Here is a 15145-nt window from a genome sequence, read left to right as displayed (position 1 = left end):
CCGTCCGAGTGGTGACCGTGGTGGCTTCCGTAGTGGTGGCGACCGTCCGGGTGGCGACCGCGGTGGCTTCCGTGGCGGTGACCGTCCGGGTGGCGACCGCGGTGGGTTCCGCGGTGGCGATCGTCCGAGTGGTGACCGTGGCGGCTACCAGGGTGGCGGCGACCGCGGTGGATACCGCGGTGGTGACCGTCCCAGTGGTGACCGTGGTGGGTTCCGCAACGACGACCGTGGACCGCGTCAGAGCTTCCAGGGTGGTGACCGTGGCGGCTTCCGTGGCGGCGACCGCCCCAGTGGTGACCGTGGTGGCTACCAGGGTGGCGGCGACCGTGGCGGCTTCCGTGGTGGGGACCGTCCGAGCGGGGACCGTGGTGGTTACCAGGGTGGCGGCGACCGGGGTGGATACCGCGGTGGTGACCGTCCCAGTGGTGACCGTGGTGGTTACCAGGGTGGTGGCGACCGCGGTGGTTTCCGTGGTGGGGACCGTCCGAGCGGGGACCGTGGTGGCTTCCGTAGTGGTGGCGACCGTCCGGGTGGCGACCGCGGTGGGTTCCGCGGTGGCGACCGTCCCAGTGGTGACCGTGGTGGTTACCAGGGTGGCGGCGACCGGGGTGGATACCGCGGCAGCGACCGTCCGAGCGGCGACCGGCCCGGTGGTGACCGTGGCGGATACCGGGGTGGCGACCGTCCGACCGGCGACCGGGGTGGATACCGCGGCGGCGACCGGCCGAGTGGTGACCGTGGTGGGTTCCGCAGCGACGACCGGGGTGACCGGGGCGGCTTCCGGGGCGACCGGGACCGCGCCGGCGACCAGGGTGGCCGCGAGCAGGGTGGGCGTGACCGGGACGAGCGTCCGCAGGACGACGCGACGCAGCAGGGCTTCCGGGTTCCGGAGCTGCCCGCGGACGTCGTCGCGACCGACCTCGACGAGGAGGTCCGCTCGGAGCTGGTGAGCCTGTCCCGGGAGGCCGCGGACAACGTCGCGCGGCACCTGGTGGCGGCCGGCCAGATCATCGACGAGGACTCCGAACTGGCTCTGCAGCACGCGATCGCCGCTCGCCGGCTCGCGTCGCGGATCGCGGTCGTGCGGGAGGCCGTCGGCCTCGCGGCGTACGCGGCGGGTGACTGGACCACCGCCATCGCGGAGCTGCGCACCTACCACCGGATGACCGGCAAGCAGACGCACCTGGCCGAGCTGGCCGACTGCGAGCGTGCGCTGGGCCGTCCGGAGCGGGCGATCGACCTGTTCCGCGGCGCCGACACGGCAACGCTGGAGAAGGCGGGCGCGATCGAACTGCTGATCGTGGCGGCCGGCGCCCGGGGCGACCTGGGTCAGCACGAGGCGGCCGCGGCGATGCTGCAGGTCAAGGAACTGACGGGCAACGACGACGCGGAGTGGGCGGCACGTCTGCGGTACGCGTACGCCGACGCCCTGCTCGCCGGTGGTCGCCGGGACGAGGCGCGGGAGTGGTTCGCTCGTGCCGCCGCCGTCGACGAGGACGGTCTGACCGACGCGGCCGAGCGTCTGCTCGAACTCGACGGCGTGACCATCGAGGGCGACGACGCGGACGAGGACGAGGAGTCCGAGACCGAGGCGGCGATCGGTGAGGGCGGTGCGGAGACCGCGACCGACGACGAGGGTGACGAGGACTTCGAGGACGAGGACGACGAGGAGTTCGAGGAGGACGACGACACCGAGCCGGTGGCCGTCGCCGACACGGACGTGAACACCGACGCCGTCGCCGCCGAGAAGACCGTTGCCGCGGAGAAGACCGCGGACGCGCCGGCGGAGACCGTGGCGGACACCTCGGCGAAGGCTGAGAAGTCCGAGACCGTCAAGGCGGAGGCGCCGGAGAAGCCGGGCGCCGTGGTCGCCCCGGCGTTCCTCGAGCCGGAGAAGGCCGCCGGCGCGGACGACAAGGCGGACGCCGACGAGTTCGTGGCGAAGGCCGACGACCGGGACGAGCGCCCGCAGGGATGAGTGATCACCTCGCGGCCGGTTACGACCTCTGTGTCTTCGACCTGGACGGCGTCGTCTTTCTGATCGACACGCCGATTCCGGGCGCGGTCGAGGCGGTCGAACGCCTTCGTACCGACCGGACCGCGATCGCGTACGCGACGAACAACGCGTCCCGCCGGGCCGCCGACGTCGCTGCGCTGTTGAACGGCATGGGTGTGAGTGCGGCGCCGGCCGAGGTTTCGACCTCGGCCGGCGCCGCCGCCGCTCTCCTTGCCGAGCGCCTGCCCGCCGGTGCGAACGTGCTGGTGGTGGGCGCGGAGGCGTTACGGGCCGAGGTCCGGGACGCCGGCCTGAACCCGGTGGATTCGCTCGCCGGGGAGCCGGTCGCGGTGGTTCAGGGGTACGGGCCGGAGGTCGGCTGGAAGGAACTGGCGGAGGCGTCGCTCGCGGTGCGGGCCGGTGCCGTCTGGTTCGCCACCAACACCGACCGGACCCTGCCCAGTCCGCGCGGTCCGCTGCCGGGTAACGGCTCGCTGGTCGCGGTGCTGCGGACCGCCCTGGACCGGGATCCGGACGTGGTGGTCGGCAAGCCGCAGCCGGGGCTGTTCCACACCGCCGCCGCCCAGGCGTCGGCGCGGAAGCCGCTGGTGATCGGTGACCGGCTGGACACCGACATCGAAGGCGCGGTCGGCGCGGGCATGGACAGTCTGCTCGTGCTGACCGGGGTGAGCGGTCCGGCGGACCTGCTGGTCGCCGCCCCGGAACGGCGTCCCACGTATGTCGCGGCCGACCTGTCCGGGTTGTTCCGGCCGGCGTCGGGCGCGGTGGTGCCGGCTGACGGGGACACCGTGGGCGGCTGGCGGGTCGAGCGGGACGGCGACCGGGCGATCCTGCACGGTTCCGGTGAACCGGTCGATGCGCTGCGTCTGCTGTGCGGGGTGACCTGGTCGGGGGTTCCGGTGCACGCCGTCGAGGCGGGATCGGGCGCGGCGGGTGAACTGCTGACCGGCTGGGGTGTCTGAGGACGGCGCTTCACCGCGTACCGTGAAGAGGAGATCCAGAGGCGGGGCCGCGGCCGCGCCTTTTCTGTCTCCACCTTTTGGCACTGTGGGTGTTTTCGGGGTCATTTCTGGTGGTTCGCGGTCGAAGAGGAGAGCGTGAGCACATCCTCGTCCCTGCCGCGCGGCGCCCGGCTCTCCGACGCATCCTGGCAGGCGCGACACCGGATCATCGAACGGCTGCTCTGGTGCCATGTGCCGGTGTTCCTGGTGGTGGGTTTCCTGGGAACGCGCCCGCCGTGGGAGACGGTGCTGCTGGCGGTGGTCGTCGCGGCCTGGGCGGGCTGCTCGCGGGCGTTGCCGTCGACCCGGGCCCGATCACAGGTCACCGCGGTGGGGCTGATCGGGTGCACGTTCGTCGCGATCGAGCTGTCCGGTGGGGCGATGTCCGCGCACATCCACCTGTACGCGGTGCTGATCTTCGTGGCGTTGTATCAGCAGTGGTCACCCCTGGTCCTGTCGATCCTGGCGGTGGTGGTGCACCACGGGGTGCTCGGGCTGGTGGCGCCGGGCCGGGTGTTCGGCATGCACCACCTGCCGATCTCGTCCGCGATCGGGCTGGTCGTCGTGCACGCCGGGCTGCTCACCCTCGAGGTGATCGGGATCGTCGTGTTCTGGCACTTCGCCGAGCAGGCCGAACGGGAGAACGAGATGCTCGCCGAGCAGGCCGAACAGGCGCGGCGGGAGGTGGAACGGGCCGAGCAGGCCAACCGGGACCGGGCCGCCGACGAGTTGCGGAGCCGGTCGGAGCAGGCCGCCGAGGAGTCCCGCCGGCTCGCCGGTGAGGTGGCCGGGATCAGCGCGGAGGCGCACGCGGCGATCTCGGCGGTGGCCGCGGTGGACAACGAGCTGGCCGCGCTGACCGCCTCGGTGCACGACATCGCGCAGCGGTCCGCGCAGGCCGCCGGTACCGCCGCCACCGGGCAGGACGCGGCCACCTCGGCGACGGCGAAGGTGCGCCAGCTGGAACGGTCGGTCGGGGAGATCGCCGACGTCAACGCGATCATCGCGTCGCTGGCCGAACAGACCAACCTGCTGGCGCTGAACGCGACCATCGAGGCGGCCCGCGCCGGTGAACTGGGCAAGGGCTTCGCGGTGGTGGCCGGTGAGGTGAAGGACCTGGCGCAGGAGACGGCGACGTCGGTGAAACGGGTCAACGAGGTGATCACCGCGATCGTGGCGGAGACCGGCGACGTGGCGAACACGTTCGCGGCCACCGCCGGTGCGGTCGACGACATCCACGAGCTGCAACTGAACATCGCGTCGTCGGTGGAGGAACAGGCGGCGGTGCTGAGCGAGGTGACCAGTCAGCTGTCCACCGCGACGGCGGCCGCCGACCAGGTGCTCCGCGGTCTGGAGACGCTCGCCGCCACCCGGTGAACGATCTTCGGCCGGCGTCCGTATCCCCGGGCGCCCGGCCGGAGTGATCGTTTACAGGAGTTTGCGGAGCTTGAGCAGGTCGAACGGATTCGCCTTGATGCGCACCTGCCCGGACGCGATCGCCCGGGTGACGTCCAGGCCGCCCTTGACCAGGGCGATCAGGTCGTCGCCGGTGGAGATCAGGGCGATCTTGGCTTTCGGGTCGTCGCCGTCGGCGATGTCGACCAGGCGGCCGCCGGTCAGCCGGGCGTGGAAGGCGGTGTCCAGGTCGGTGACCCGGCAGGCAAGCGTCCGGTCGAGATCCAGACGACCCTGCGCCTCGGCGTTCGCCGCCAACCGGGCGGCCAGATCGTGCAACGCCTGGCGGCACTCGTCCACGGTGGCCATCGGCATCCTCCCTCGCGACACCAGCACGGTACCTCAGGAGTTCCACGGTAGTGCCCGGTAGCGTGGCACCCGACGCGGCGAGAGGAGACCGGAACATGCCGGACCCATGGCGTGCTTATCTGGACCTGGCCCTCGGCCTGACCGAGGCGCCCCGGAAGAAGGCGCAGCAGGTCGCCGGGGAACTGTTCACCCGCGGCGGGGCGACGGCGGCACAGGTGCAGGGTCTCGTGGAGGACCTGCTCTCGACCGGCGGGGCCAACCGTGAGGCGCTGACGACCATCGTGCGTTACGAAGTGGACCGGGCCCTCGGGCGGGTCGGGCTGGCCACCGCGGAGGAGGTGGCGGACCTCACCTTGCGCGTACGCGATCTGGAACGGCGGTTGCGGGAGGCGCAGGCCCGGGCCGACGCGGCGGAGACGGTCCCGGACGCTGCCGGTGGTGCCGCGGCGACGGGCGCAGCACCGGCCTGGAAGATCGCGGCGGCGAAGGCCGCGCCCGCCCGGAAGCGCACTCCGGTGAAGAAGACCGCACCTGTCAAGGCCGTGCCGGCCGAGAGGGGCGTACCGGCCGAGAAGGCCGTACCGGCTGAGAAGGCAGTACCGGCTGAGAAGGCAGTACCGGCCAAGAGAGTGGCCGCGAAGAGGACCGCCGCGAAGAAGACCGCCGCCAAGCCGGCTGACGACATGGAGGCGTGACCGCGTGACGTTCCCGAACCCGCAGCCCGGGCCGCGCCCCGGCGGATTCCGTCCCGGACCCCCGCCCGGTGGCCCCCGGCCGCCGCAGACGCAGCTGACCGGCCTGCACGTCCCGGCGCCGGGCGGGCTGACACCGCTGGGCGAAGGGGAGGACACCGGACATCCCGCGGTGGACGCGGTGTTACGGTCGCTCGCCAATGCCGCGCGTCTGGCGCCGGCCGAACAACTCGCCGAGTTCGAGGCCGCGCACCAGGTGCTCCAGGAGACCCTGGCGAGCATCGACCGCTGATTCTGTTCCGTACTCGAAAATAAGGACACTGATGGCCCGCCGTGTGCGTCTCGACGCGGAGCTCGTCCGTCGTAAGCTCGCTCGTTCCCGGGAACAGGCCGCCGCTCTGGTCGCGGCCGGCCGTGTGCAGGTGCGTGGCACCGTCGCCCACAAGGTGGCGGCGATGGTGGACACCGCCGACCCGGTCGTGGTGACCGGCGAGGATCCCCAGACGGAGTACGTGTCCCGGGGCGGGCACAAACTGGCCGGTGCGCTGGCCGCCTTCGCTCTGCCGGTCGAGGGCCGGCGCTGCCTGGACGCCGGTGCCTCCACCGGCGGGTTCAGCGACGTCCTGCTCCGGGCCGGCGCGGACCGGGTGGTGGCGGTGGACGTCGGGTACGGCCAGCTGGCCTGGCCGATCCGCACGAACGACCGGGTGGACGTGTACGAGCGCACCAACGTGCGCACGCTGACCCCCGAGGCGATCGGCGGTGTCGTCGACCTGACGGTGGCCGATCTCTCCTTCATCTCGCTGCGGCTGGTGCTGCCCGCGCTGGCCGCGTGCACCGCCGAGGACGGCGATCTGGCGTTGATGGTCAAGCCGCAGTTCGAGGTGGGCAAGGAGCGGGTCGGCACCGGTGGTGTGGTCCGTGACTGGCGGCTGCGCGCGGAGGCGGTGCTGGACGTGGCGGCGGCCGCGGCCGCCCTGGGCCTGGGCGTGCGGGACGTGACGGCCAGTCCGCTGCCCGGTCCGAGTGGCAACGTCGAGTTCTTCGTGTGGTTCCGGCGGGACGCCCCGCCGGCCGACCGGGATCGGGTGGAGACCGTCGTCGAGGCCGGTCCGGGCGGCGGGGTAGGTTCCTCCGAACCGGAGAACTCTGCGGTTACCGACATCAATCAGACGCCTGCTCTCATGGAGGAGAAATGACGCGTTCGGCCCTGCTGGTGACGCATACCGGGCGCCGGCAGAGCACGCAGCACGCCAGAGCGGTCGCGCGTGACCTGATCGCCGCGGGCTTCGAGGTCCGGGTGATCGCCGAGGAGGTCGCGGATCTGGACCTGCCGCCCGGCGTGCAGTCGGTCAACGGCCCGAACGCCGCCGAGGGTGTGGAGATCGTGCTGGCGATGGGTGGTGACGGCACCATCCTGCGTGCCGCCGACCTGGCCCGGCCGGTGAAGGCGCCCCTGCTCGGGATCAACATGGGCAAGGTCGGCTTCCTGGCGGAGACCGAGATCGACCACATCGACGAGGCGGTCGCCGAGGTGGTGGCCGGTGAGTACGCGGTCGACGAGCGGCTCACCCTGGACGTCCGGGCCGAGTACGACGGGCGGCTGATCGCCGAGTCCTGGGCGCTCAACGAGGTGACCGTCGAGAAGGGTCAGCGGGCCCAGATGCTCGAGCTGATGGTCGACGTCGACGGCCGGCCGCTCTCCCGCTACGGATGCGACGGTGTGGTGTGTGCCACACCGACGGGTTCGACGGCGTACGCGTTCTCGGCCGGCGGACCGGTGGTCTGGCCCGAGGTGGAGGCGCTGCTGCTCGTGCCGATCAGTGCGCACGCCCTGTTCAGCAAGCCGCTGGTGACCGCTCCGACATCGACGTTCGTGCTGACCGTCGATCCGTACACGTCGTTTGCGGTGCTCTGCTGTGACGGACGACGCACCTGGGATCTGCCGCCGGGTTCACAGGTGACCGTCGAGCGCGGGAAGCTGCCGGTCCGCCTGGTCCGGCTGGCGCCGCGCCCGTTCACGGACACGCTGGTCGCGAAGTTCGAGTTGCCGGTGGTCGGCTGGCGGGGTAACCGGCGCTGATCGTCCGGGCCTGCCGGAACACCCGGTGGGCAATTGTCGGTGGGCACCGTTACTGTCTGCCTGTGCTGGAGGAACTACGCATCACCGGGCTGGGCGTCATCGACGACACGACGTTGCGCCTGGCGTCCGGAATGAACGTGATCACCGGTGAGACCGGTGCCGGCAAGACGATGGTGGTGACCGGCCTCGGACTCCTGTTCGGCGGGCGGGCCGACGCCGGCCGGGTCCGTGCCGACCCGGGCCGGGCCGTGGTCGAGGGCCGTCTGAAACTGGGCGGTTCCCTCGGCGACGCGGTCCGCACCCGGATCACCGACGCCGGCGGCGAGGCCGACGACGACGGTTCGGTGCTGCTCAGCCGCACGGTGACGGCCGAGGGCCGGTCCCGGGCGCACGTCGGCGGCCGCAGCATGCCGGTGTCCACCCTCAGCGAGCTGGGCGAGCAGATCCTGGCCGTGCACGGTCAGTCCGATCAGCTGCGCCTGCTGCGCCCGTCGGAGCAGCGGTCCGCGCTCGACCGGTTCGCCGGTCCCGAGCACGAGAAGCTGCTGGAGACCTACCGCGAGGCGTTCGGCCGCTGGCGTGCGGTCAGCGAGGATCTGGCCGACCGGCGGCGCAACGCGCGTCAGCGTTCGCAGGAGGCCGACCTGCTCAAGCTGGGCCTCGACGAGATCACCCGGGTCGACCCGCAGCCCGGTGAGGACGACGACCTGCGGGCCGAGCTGCAGCGCCTGGAGCACGCCGAGGGTCTGCGGGTGGCGGCGGCGCTGGCCGCGCAGGCGCTGGCCGGCGGCGTGGAGGCGGCCGACGACACCCCGGACGCGACGCAACTGCTGGGCACGGCCCGGCGCACCCTCGAGGGGCAGGCCGGAGTGGATCCGGCGCTCGGTGACCTGGCCGTCCGGCTGGAGGAGGCCGCGACCCTGGTCGGTGACGTCTCCGCGGAGCTGTCGGCCTATCTGGGCACACTCGACGCGGATCCGGCCCGGCTCGAGGCGATCTACGAGCGGCGGGCGGCGCTGCGGGCGCTGACCCGGAAATACGCGGACGACGTCGACGGCGTGATCGTCTGGGCGGAGAACGCCCGCACCAAGCTGAGTGAGCTGGACACCTCCGACGAACTGCTCGAGGAACTCGACCGGGAGCGTCAGCGGCTGGCCGCGTCGGTGGGCGAGCTGGCCGGCCGGCTGACCGCGGCGCGCCGGGAGGCCGCGGGGCGGTTCTCCGAGGCGGTCAGCGTGGAGCTGGCCGGTCTGGCGATGCCGCACTCGCGGGTCGAGGTGGCGGTGCTGACCCGCACACCGTCCAAGGACGAGCCGTCGGTGACGGTCGACGGGCAGGAACTGGTGGCCGGGGCGGACGGCGCGGACGAGGTGGAGCTGCGGTTGCTGGCCCACCCGGGTGCGCCGGCGCTGCCCCTGCAGAAGGGCGCCTCCGGTGGTGAGCTGTCCCGGGTGATGCTGGCCATCGAGGTGGTCTTCGCCGGGGCGGGTGGGCCGCCGACGCTGGTGTTCGACGAGGTGGACTCGGGTGTCGGCGGGACGGCGGCGGTGGAGATCGGCCGGCGGCTGGCGCGCTTGGCGCGTACCCATCAGGTGTTGGTCGTGACGCACCTGCCGCAGGTCGCCGCTTTCGCCGATCGCCACCTGGTGGTCGCGAAGGACACCGGCGGAGCGATCACCACGAGTGGGGTCCGGATCGTGGAGGAGACCGAACGGGCTCGGGAATTGTCCCGGATGCTGGCGGGTTTGCCGGATTCCGATTTGGGTATCGCCCACGCAGAGGAGTTGCTCTCCGTAGCGTCTCGGGAAAAGCGTGGATGATAGGTCCCTTTTGTCGGTGAGCTGGCGCATGTCGTGGGGGGAACGCATGCGGCGGCATGTCAGGATGGCCGGGATGCGACTTCCCATTCCCACCCTGCGCCGGTCCCGCGGCACCGAGCCGGGATCGGTGTCCGGTGTCGCCCGCCTCGACCGGCGGACCAAACGCATGACCGGCCGGCTGCGGCCCGGCGAGATCGCGGTGATCGACCACGTCGATCTGGACCGGGTCGCCGCCGACTCACTGGTGGCCTGCGGTGTCACCGCGGTGCTCAACGCGAAGCCCTCGATCTCCGGGCGCTACCCCAACCTGGGCCCCGAGGTGTTGATCCAGGGCGGCGTCGTGCTCGTCGACAACCTCGGCGAGGACGTCTTCCAGGGGCTGCGTGAGGGGCAGACGGTCAGCATCGAGGGCGGCGTGGTGCTGCTCGACGGCGAGCCGGTGGCCACCGGTGACCGGCAGGACGCGGAGACCGTGGCCAAGTCGATGGCCGACGCCCGCGAGGGACTGTCGGTGCAGCTCGAGGCGTTCGCCGCGAACACCATGGAATACCTCAAGCAGGAACGCGACCTGCTGCTCGACGGCGTGGGCGTGCCCGACGTGGAGACCCGCATCGGCGGCCGGCACGTGCTGATCGTGGTGCGCGGCTACGACTACAAGGAGGACCTCGACGTCCTCCGGCCGTACATCCGGGAGTACAAGCCGGTTCTGATCGGCGTCGACGGCGGCGCGGACGCGCTGGTGGAGAACGGCTACACCCCCGACCTGATCATCGGGGACATGGACTCGGTCACCGACGACGTGCTGCGCTGCGGCGCCGAGGTCGTGGTGCACGCCTACCCGGACGGCCGGGCACCCGGCCTGCAGCGGGTCAAGAACCTCGGCGTCGAGGCGCTGACCTTCCCGGCGGCGGCCACCAGCGAGGACCTCGCGATGCTGCTCGCCGACGAGAAGGGCGCGTCGCTGATCGTCGCCGTCGGCACCCACGCCAACCTGGTCGAGTTCCTGGACAAGGGACGCGGCGGCATGGCCTCGACGTTCCTGACCCGGCTCAAGGTCGGTGGCAAACTGGTCGACGCCAAGGGCGTCAGCCGCCTCTACCGGCAGAACATCTCCGGCTCGGCGCTGCTGCTGCTGGTGCTCTCGGCGATGGCGGCGATGGCCTCGGCGGTGGCGGTGTCGACGGTGGGCCGGGCGTATCTCACCGTGGTGTCCGAGTGGTGGGACAATCTGGTCTTCCAGCTCGGCAATCTTCTTTGAGGGCGTTGTGATCAACTTCCGGTACCACGTGGTGTCGCTCACCGCGGTCTTCCTGGCGCTGGCAATCGGCCTGGTGGTGGGCACCTCCGCGCTCAACGGCCCGGTCTCGGAGAACCTGCGTGACAATCTCGCCGAGCTGAACAAGGACAACAGCGTCAAGCGCGAGCAGGTCAACAATCTCCGCGAGGAGGTCAACCGCAGTCAGGACTTCGCCGGCGAGATCGCGCCGTGGCTGCTCAGCGGCAAGCTGGCCACCCGCCGCATCGCCGTGGTGGCGCTGCCCGGCGCGCAGGACTACGCCGAGGGCGTGGTCACCCAGCTCGGCGTGGCCGGCGCCACGATCACCGCGCGGATCACCGTCGAGGACAAGTTCTTCGATCCGGGGTACGCCAACGAGCTGCTCGACCTGGCCGACCAGTCGTCGCAGCCGACCATCCCGGTCACCGGCCTGCCGCTGAACAGCGACGGGGTGGAGACCGCCAGCGCACTCCTCGCGCTCACGATCATGCAGGGCACGACCACGCCCGCCGCCGCCGACGTGACCGCGGTGCTGACCGCGTTCACCAAGGCCGGCTACATCGCCATCGAGGACGGGGCGCTCGGCGGCGCCGAAGCCGTGGTGCTGGTCGCCGGGGCGCCCGCCACCGACAAGGAGGCCACCCGCAAGGCGCAGTCGGCGGTCACCGTGGCCGGCCAGTTCGGCACCAACCGGATGCTGGTGGTGGCCGGTGACGGTGCGGGTGACGGCAACCTGGTGGCCGGTGTCCGCAGCGACGCGACCCTGGTCAAGCAGATCTCCACGGTGGACAACGTCGGCACCGTCCAGGGGCAGGTGGCCACCGCGATGGCGACCGTCGAGCGGCTGGTGCAGAACCGGGTCGGCCAGTACGGCCTCGGCACGGGGGCGACCTCCATCGTGCCGTCCACCGCTCCGTAGCCGTCGTCTGGCAGACTCGTCAGCCATGGCCTACCTCCGCTCGCTCGGGATCGGCGCGTCCGTGGCGCGTGCCGCACTAGCCTGGGTCCGCCGTGATCCGCACGCCGCCGAGCTGCACCGGACCAACTTCCAGGGCCGGACGGTGACGCTGGCCGGCGGCCCGGCACTCGCGGCCGGGGCCACCCTGGGCGCGGCCGCCGGGGCGACGACCGGCCGGCTGGCGGCCGCCGCGCTCACCGCCGGGGCGGTCAGCGGCGCGGTCGGGTTCTACGACGACATCGTCGGCAACCGGCCCGAGCAGAAGGCGGCGAAAGGCTTCGCCGGGCACCTCGGTGCGCTGCGCGAGGGCCGGGTCACCAGCGGACTCGTCAAGATCGCCGGGGTGGGCGCCGCCGGACTGGTGGCGTCCGCACTGATCGGCAGCAGCCGCACCGGACGGTTCGGCCGGGGCGTGGACGTGCTCCTCGGGGCCGGTGTGATCGCCGGCGCGGCCAACTTCGTCAACCTGCTCGACCTGCGCCCGGGCCGGGCGATCAAAGCCGGGCTGATCCTCGGTGCGCCGCTGGCGGTGGGACGGCACGCCTCGATGGCCGCGGGCACCCTGAGCGCGGGGGCGGCCCTGCTGCCCGCCGACCTGAACGAGGAGATCATGCTCGGCGACGCCGGGGCGAACGCGCTGGGCGCGCTCCTCGGGGTGACGCTGACCGCGCGGACCTCGACGGCCGGCCGGCTCGCCGCCCTGGCGGTGCTCGGATCGCTCACCGCCGCCAGCGAGAAGGTCAGCTTCACCAAGGTCATCGGGGACACACCGTGGTTGCGGTACGTCGACGAGCTCGGCCGGCGGCCACCCTCTTCGTGACCAGCGCCAGAATCGCCGGTGCGGCGGCGCTGATCACGGTCCTGACGATCGTGGCCCGGCTGGCCGGGTTCGTCCGCACACTCATCTTCTTCTACACCGTGGGCGAGGGCGGCGACGGCAACCTGCCGGACGTCTACGCCTCGGCCAACACCGTTCCCAACATCGTCTTCGAGCTGGTCGCCGGAGGTGCGCTGGCCAGCCTGGTGGTGCCGCTGCTCGCCGCCGCGATCAGCGCCGGCGACCGGGAACGGGTCTCCGCGATCACCTCCGCGCTGCTCACCTGGATGCTCGTGCTGACCGTGCCGCTCGCCGTGGTGGTCGCGCTCGCCGCCGGGCCGATCACCGGGATGTTCGGCGGGATCTCCCCGGAACACCAGGACGTCGCGGCCCGGATGCTGCGCTGGTTCGCGCCGCAACTGCCGCTGTACGGCATCGCGGTGGTGCTCACCGGCGCGCTGCAGGCGCACCGGCGCTTCGCCTGGCCGGTGATCGCCCCGCTGCTGTCCAGCGTGACGGTGATGACGGCGTACCTCACCTATGCCGGGGTCGACGGTGCGCGTACCGGCTTCCCCGGACTGTCCACCACCGGCGAGCTGATCCTGGCGGTGGGCACCACCCTCGGCGTGGTGGTCCTCGCGTTCTGCCTGTTCATCCCGCTGCGCTCGCTGCGGCTGCGCCTGCGGCCCACCCTCAGGTTCCCCGGTGACGAGGGCCGGCAGGCGATCCGTCTCGGCTGGGCCGGCGCGGTCACCGTCGGCGCGCAGCAGATCCTGGTCGGGCTGATCCTGCTGCTGGCCGCCCGGCAGATGGGCCCCTACACCGGGGCGCAGACCGTCTTCCTGCTGCCCTGGGCGGTCCTCGCGGTGCCGCTGGCGACGGCGGCGTACCCGCGGCTGGCGGAGGCCTTCGTCCGCGGTGACGAACCGGGCTTCGCCTCCACGCTCGCCGGCGCCGCCCGGTCGATCGTCCTGCTCGCCGGCCTCGGCGCGGCGGCCCTCGGCGGTCTCGCCGGGCCGGCCACCCTGCTGATGGGCGCGCCCAGCGCCGCGGCTGCGGTCGTCGGCTTCGCTCCCGGTCTGCTGGGGTACGCGCTGTTCGCGCTGCTGTCCCGGGCGTTGTACGCCCGCGGCGCCACGGTCGCCGCGGCGGTCGCCTCCCTCGTCGGCTGGCTGTGCGCCGGTCTCGCGGTGGTGGTGGTCACCGCGACCTCCACCGGCGCCGCACGGTTGTTCGGACTGGGCCTGGCCAACGCGATCGGCATGACGGTGATCGGGGTGCTGCTGGTCCTGGCCGTCCGCCGGCACGCCGGACCGGAGGCGCTCGCCGGACTCGGCCGGGCGGTCCCGGCCGCGGTGGTCGCCGGGACGCTGGCCGGACTCGCCGGGTGGGGGACGGTGGGCGGCCTCGAGGCGGCCTTCTGGCCCACCCCGGGCGTGCTCGGCGGCCTCGTGGAAGGCATGCTGGGCGGTGTGGTGGTCGCGGCGGTGTTCGCCGCGGTGGCGTTCGCGCTGGACCGGCGTGACCTCGGGCCGCTGGTCGCGAAACTGGGCCGGCGGTGACGGTTCATGTCGGAGAGGAATCATCAGTGAGCAGCGACGACGGTTGGCGGGGTTCGGTCGTCCTGGTGCTGGGATCCAGCACCGGCGGGATCGGCCGGCACGTCGCCTCGCTGGCCCGCGGCCTCGCCGCCGCCGGCTGCCGGGTGCTGGTCTGCGGACCGGCGGCGACCGACGAGCACTTCGGGCTCAGCACGTCCGGCGTCGACTTCGCCGCGGTGGAGATCCCGGCCGACCCCGGCCCGCAGGACTCCGGCGCGATCCGGCAACTACGCAAGGCCATCGCCGGCCGTGACGCCGAGGTGATCCACGCGCACGGGCTGCGGGCCGCGTTCGTGGTGTCGCTGGCGCGCACCGGCGTACCCCTGGTGGTGACCTGGCACAACGCGGTGCTCGCGCGGGGTCTCAAAGGCCAGGCCGGTGCCCTGCTGGAACGCATCGTGGCCCGCAACGCCGACCTGACCCTGGGCGCCTCGGAGGACCTGGTCGAACGGGCGCTCGCCCTCGGCGCGAAAAGCGCCCGGCTGGGACCGGTGGCCGCCCCGGCGATGGGGGCACCCCGGCGCACCCGCGCCGCGGTCCGCGCCGAGTTCCGGCTGCGCGGCGACACCCCGCTGATCCTCTCGGTCGGCCGGCTGCACCCGCAGAAGCACTACGACCTGCTGGTCCAGGGCGCCGCCCGCTGGCGGGACCTGGACCCGGCCCCGGTGGTCGTGGTGGCCGGCTCCGGGCCCAGTTACATGAACCTGGCCCAGGAGGCGTCCCGCCTGCACGCCCCGCTGCACCTGCTCGGGCACCGCACCGACGTGCCCGACCTGCTCCTCGGCGCCGACCTCGCGGTGATCACCAGCGACTGGGAGGCCCGTCAGCTGTTCGCCCAGGAGGCCCTGCGCGCCGGCGTCCCGCTGATCACCACCGCGGTCGGCGGGCTGCCCGGTCTGGTCGGCGACGCGGCGGTCCAGATCCCGCCGCGGGACCTGGACGCCCTCGACACGGCGGTCCGTGACCTTCTCGGCGACCCGCGCCGGCGCGCCGACTACGCGGCCCGGGGACCCCGGCAGGCCGCGACCTGGCCGGATGAGCCGGCCGTGGTGGACGACGTGCGGTCGGCGTACGCGGAGATCGCGGCGGTCCGCCGGTGACCCGGCGCACCGAGCG

14 protein-coding genes and 1 pseudogene are annotated in these 15145 nt (G+C 72.7%); 13 read left to right on the top strand and 2 right to left on the bottom strand.

The features are described 5' to 3' along the window. Positions 1-988 (bottom strand): annotated as a pseudogene (locus WH85_RS13890) (hypothetical protein); the annotation flags it as partial. On the opposite strand from WH85_RS13890, the gene WH85_RS13885 reads away from it, so the two are divergent. From WH85_RS13885 to WH85_RS13875, 3 genes are all read left to right on the top strand, one after another. Then, positions 947-1978: a tetratricopeptide repeat protein gene (locus WH85_RS13885; protein ID WP_245673930.1), complete on the top strand. Its 1032-nt coding sequence runs from the start codon at positions 947-949 to the stop codon at positions 1976-1978. The pseudogene WH85_RS13890 and the gene WH85_RS13885 overlap by 42 nt on opposite strands. After that, positions 1975-2979, top strand: coding sequence for an HAD-IIA family hydrolase (locus WH85_RS13880; protein WP_045742226.1), 1005 nt, complete (start codon positions 1975-1977; stop codon positions 2977-2979). The genes WH85_RS13885 and WH85_RS13880 overlap by 4 nt, the downstream gene beginning before the upstream one ends. 135 nt (positions 2980-3114) lie before the next feature. Continuing rightward, positions 3115-4395: a methyl-accepting chemotaxis protein gene (locus WH85_RS13875; RefSeq protein WP_045742225.1), complete on the top strand. Its 1281-nt coding sequence runs from the start codon at positions 3115-3117 to the stop codon at positions 4393-4395. A 51-nt stretch (positions 4396-4446) separates the two neighbouring features. Here WH85_RS13875 and WH85_RS13870 read toward each other — a convergent pair whose 3' ends face one another. Beyond that, positions 4447-4782: an SCP2 sterol-binding domain-containing protein gene (locus WH85_RS13870; RefSeq protein WP_045742224.1), complete on the bottom strand. Its 336-nt coding sequence runs from the start codon at positions 4780-4782 to the stop codon at positions 4447-4449. 95 nt (positions 4783-4877) lie between these two features. Here WH85_RS13870 and WH85_RS13865 point away from each other — a divergent pair, with 95 nt between their 5' ends. From WH85_RS13865 to WH85_RS13820, 10 genes are all read left to right on the top strand, one after another. Next, positions 4878-5477 carry a phasin family protein gene (locus tag WH85_RS13865; protein ID WP_045742223.1) on the top strand — a complete coding sequence of 200 codons (600 nt, stop codon included), beginning with the start codon at positions 4878-4880 and terminating at the stop codon, positions 5475-5477. Between the two features lie 4 nt (positions 5478-5481). Further along, positions 5482-5766 (top strand): hypothetical protein, encoded by a 285-nt coding sequence (locus WH85_RS13860; RefSeq protein WP_045742222.1) that lies wholly within the window; start codon positions 5482-5484, stop codon positions 5764-5766. A gap of 31 nt (positions 5767-5797) precedes the next feature. Beyond that, positions 5798-6673, top strand: a complete 876-nt coding sequence (locus WH85_RS13855) for a TlyA family RNA methyltransferase (RefSeq protein ID WP_045742221.1) — start codon at positions 5798-5800, stop codon at positions 6671-6673. Beyond that, on the top strand, positions 6670-7557 hold the full coding sequence (locus tag WH85_RS13850; protein WP_045742220.1) for an NAD kinase: 888 nt from the start codon (positions 6670-6672) through the stop codon (positions 7555-7557). Before WH85_RS13855 ends, WH85_RS13850 begins: the two co-directional genes overlap by 4 nt. Positions 7558-7619: 62 nt before the next feature. After that, entirely contained in the window at positions 7620-9377 is a 1758-nt protein-coding gene (gene recN / locus WH85_RS13845; RefSeq protein WP_045742219.1) for a DNA repair protein RecN, read from the top strand. Between the two features lie 64 nt (positions 9378-9441). Then, a complete protein-coding gene (gene steA, locus WH85_RS13840) occupies positions 9442-10635 on the top strand; it encodes a putative cytokinetic ring protein SteA (RefSeq protein ID WP_211275363.1) in 1194 nt (397 codons plus the stop codon). Positions 10636-10642: 7 nt separating this feature from the next. After that, on the top strand, positions 10643-11572 hold the full coding sequence (locus WH85_RS13835) for a copper transporter (protein ID WP_045742218.1): 930 nt from the start codon (positions 10643-10645) through the stop codon (positions 11570-11572). 25 nt (positions 11573-11597) lie between these two features. Then, on the top strand, positions 11598-12431 hold the full coding sequence (locus WH85_RS13830; protein WP_045742217.1) for a hypothetical protein: 834 nt from the start codon (positions 11598-11600) through the stop codon (positions 12429-12431). Next, positions 12428-13990, top strand: coding sequence for a murein biosynthesis integral membrane protein MurJ (gene murJ / locus WH85_RS13825; protein WP_045742216.1), 1563 nt, complete (start codon positions 12428-12430; stop codon positions 13988-13990). The genes WH85_RS13830 and murJ overlap by 4 nt, the downstream gene beginning before the upstream one ends. 26 nt (positions 13991-14016) lie before the next feature. After that, entirely contained in the window at positions 14017-15129 is a 1113-nt protein-coding gene (locus WH85_RS13820; protein ID WP_045742215.1) for a glycosyltransferase family 4 protein, read from the top strand. Positions 15130-15145 lie beyond the last annotated feature (16 nt).

Source organism: Actinoplanes rectilineatus (assembly GCF_000962825.1).
GTDB classification, from domain to species: Bacteria; Actinomycetota; Actinomycetes; order Mycobacteriales; family Micromonosporaceae; genus Actinoplanes; species Actinoplanes rectilineatus.
Note: the sequence above shows the minus strand (reverse complement) of the source record. Positions and strands in the feature narration are given on the sequence as shown.

What these genes read in the sequence shown, in the direction of transcription:
- WH85_RS13880 (WP_045742226.1), top strand. Translation starts at nt 1,975, where the DNA reads ATGAGTGATCACCTCGCGGCCGGTTACGACCTCTGTGTCTTCGACCTG.
- WH85_RS13830 (WP_045742217.1), top strand. Translation starts at nt 11,598, where the DNA reads ATGGCCTACCTCCGCTCGCTCGGGATCGGCGCGTCCGTGGCGCGTGCC.
- steA (WP_211275363.1), top strand. Translation starts at nt 9,442, where the DNA reads ATGGCCGGGATGCGACTTCCCATTCCCACCCTGCGCCGGTCCCGCGGC.
- WH85_RS13850 (WP_045742220.1), top strand. Translation starts at nt 6,670, where the DNA reads ATGACGCGTTCGGCCCTGCTGGTGACGCATACCGGGCGCCGGCAGAGC.
- WH85_RS13870 (WP_045742224.1), bottom strand. Translation starts at nt 4,782, where the DNA reads ATGGCCACCGTGGACGAGTGCCGCCAGGCGTTGCACGATCTGGCCGCC.
- WH85_RS13855 (WP_045742221.1), top strand. Translation starts at nt 5,798, where the DNA reads ATGGCCCGCCGTGTGCGTCTCGACGCGGAGCTCGTCCGTCGTAAGCTC.
- WH85_RS13865 (WP_045742223.1), top strand. Translation starts at nt 4,878, where the DNA reads ATGCCGGACCCATGGCGTGCTTATCTGGACCTGGCCCTCGGCCTGACC.